The organism is Roseicyclus amphidinii (genome assembly GCF_030163755.1).
Taxonomy (GTDB): domain Bacteria; phylum Pseudomonadota; class Alphaproteobacteria; order Rhodobacterales; family Rhodobacteraceae; genus Roseicyclus; species Roseicyclus amphidinii.
Genome location: NZ_JASJOE010000137.1, coordinates 1 through 2,139, shown reverse-complemented (window position 1 = coordinate 2,139; position 2,139 = coordinate 1). Strand labels below are relative to the sequence as shown.

At 72.0% G+C, this 2,139-nt stretch carries 2 protein-coding genes; one reads left to right on the top strand and one right to left on the bottom strand.

Annotated features, from left to right (window positions below; all coding sequences use genetic code 11):
* A partial coding sequence (locus QQK83_RS19180; protein WP_284267032.1) for an ABC1 kinase family protein occupies positions 1-1,244 on the top strand: 1,244 nt, incomplete at its 5' end.
* Here QQK83_RS19180 and QQK83_RS19175 read toward each other — a convergent pair.
* Complete coding sequence (locus tag QQK83_RS19175; RefSeq protein WP_284267030.1) at positions 1,241-2,023, bottom strand: cobalamin-binding protein; 783 nt, start codon at positions 2,021-2,023, stop codon at positions 1,241-1,243. The two genes, QQK83_RS19180 and QQK83_RS19175, sit on opposite strands and share 4 nt — an antisense overlap.
* Positions 2,024-2,139: the final 116 nt, after the last annotated feature.

The window sequence follows — 2,139 nt, the reverse complement described above, 5'->3', positions numbered from 1 at the left end:
TGGCGACCGGGCTTGCCTCGGGCGTGGCGCTGGGCGGCGCGCATGCGCTGTTGCGCGGGCAGCGCCCGCGGCTGCCTGACCTCGTTCTCAGCCCCGGCAATGTCACCCGGCTGGCCGACCGCCTGTCCGAGATGCGGGGGGCGGCGATGAAGCTGGGTCAGCTTCTGTCGATGGAGGCGGGCGACCTTCTGCCGCCCGAGATGGAGGCGGTTCTGGCCCGCCTGCGCGCCGATGCCCACGTGATGCCGCCCAAGCAATTGAAGCAGGTGCTTGAAACCGCCTATGGTGCCGATTTCCGCAGGCTTTTCCGCAGTTTCGACACGCGGCCGCTGGCCGCCGCCTCGATCGGGCAGGTGCATCGCGCGCTGACGCCCGAGGGGCAGGCCCTGGCCGTGAAACTGCAGTACCCCGGCGTGGCCGGGGCGATCGACAGCGACCTCGACAATGCCGCGGCGCTGATCCGGTGGTCGGGCCTTTGGCCCGCGGAGCTGGATATCGCTCCGCTGATGGCCGAGGCGCGGCGGCAGCTCCACGAGGAAGCCGACTACGCACGGGAGGGCCGCGCGCTGGCGCGGTTCGGCGACCTTCTGGCCGAGGATGACCGCTTCGTCGTGCCCCGGCTCGACCCCGACCGCACCCGGCCCGCCGCTCTGGCGATGAGCTTCGAGGCCTCGGAACCCGTCGAGCGGCTGGCCGATGCCCCGCCCGAGGCGCGCGACCGGGCCGTCACCGCGCTGATCGAGCTGTGCCTGCGCGAGCTGTTCGAGTTCCGCCTGATGCAGACCGACCCGAATTTCGCCAATTACCGCTGGCGGCCTGAGACGGGGCAGATCGTGCTGCTGGATTTTGGCGCCACGCGGGAGATTTCGGAAGAAGTCTCAGAGGGCTACCGGGCGCTCCTGCGCGCGGGCCTGTCGGGCGATCCCGACGCCACGATGCGGGCGCTGGAGCGGATCGGCTTCATCCGCCCCGGCCTGTCCGAGCGGCACCGCGCCACGATCCTCGACATGGCGGGGATGGGCTTTGCCATCGTGCGCGGGCCGGGGCCGTTCGATTTCCGCGGCAACGATTTCGCCGAGCGCGTCCGCGCCCGCGGCATGGAGATCGGATCGGAGCGGGAGCTGTGGCACATCCCGCCCGCCGAAACGCTGTTCCTGCAACGCAAGATCGGCGGTCTCTACCTTTTGGCGACGCGGCTGGGCGCGCGGGTCGACATCCCCGCGCTTGCCGCGCGTTTCGCCTAGGCCAGCGCCGCGACGATGGCGTCGAGGCCGTCGGTCAGCGCCGCGGGGCCGGGTTGCAGGATGAGGGGCGACTTGATCTCGGTGATCCGCCCGTCGCGCACCGCCGGAAGGGTCTCCCAGCCGGGGCGGGCGGCGATGCGCTCGGGGCGGACCTTCTTGCCGCACCACGAGGCAAGGATCACGTCGGGCCGGCGGGCCAGCACGGCCTCGGGCGTGACGATCCGGTCGGTCGCGGCCTGCGCGCGGGCAAGCTCGGGGAAGGCATCCTGCCCGCCCGCGATCCCGATCAGCTCCGACACCCAGCCAAGGCCCGAGATCATCGGGTCGTCCCATTCCTCGAAATAGACCACGGGTTTCGGCCCGGTGCGCGCCGCGGCGCGGGCGGCGATGCCTGCGATCTGCCCCTCGTAATGATCGACCAGCCGCGCGGCGCGGCGCGACTGGCCGACCATGGCCCCAAGGTGGCGGATCATGGCGAGGATGCCCGCCACGTCGCGCTGGTTGTAGGCCATGACCGTTACGCCCTCGCGGATCAGGTTGGCCGCGATCTCGGCCTGCAGGTCCGAGAAGGTCAGGACGAGGTCGGGCGCAAGCGCCACGATCTTGGGCACATCGGCCGAGGTGAAGGCCCCCACGCGCGGCTTCTCGCGCCGCACGCGGGGCGGGCGCACGGCGTAGCCCGTGACGCCGACGATCCGGTCCTCCTCGCCCAGCAGGTAGAGGGTTTCGACCGTTTCCTCGGTCAGGCAGACGATGCGCTCGGGCGGGAAGCGCCGCATCAGAGCGGCGCGCGCCGCTTGCGCGTGCCGCCGCGCCTGCGGGGCGCGGTCGCAAGGTCGAGCGGCGCAAGCGGCTCGGCCAGCGAGCGGCGCAGCAGGTCGCAGAACGCCGCGAC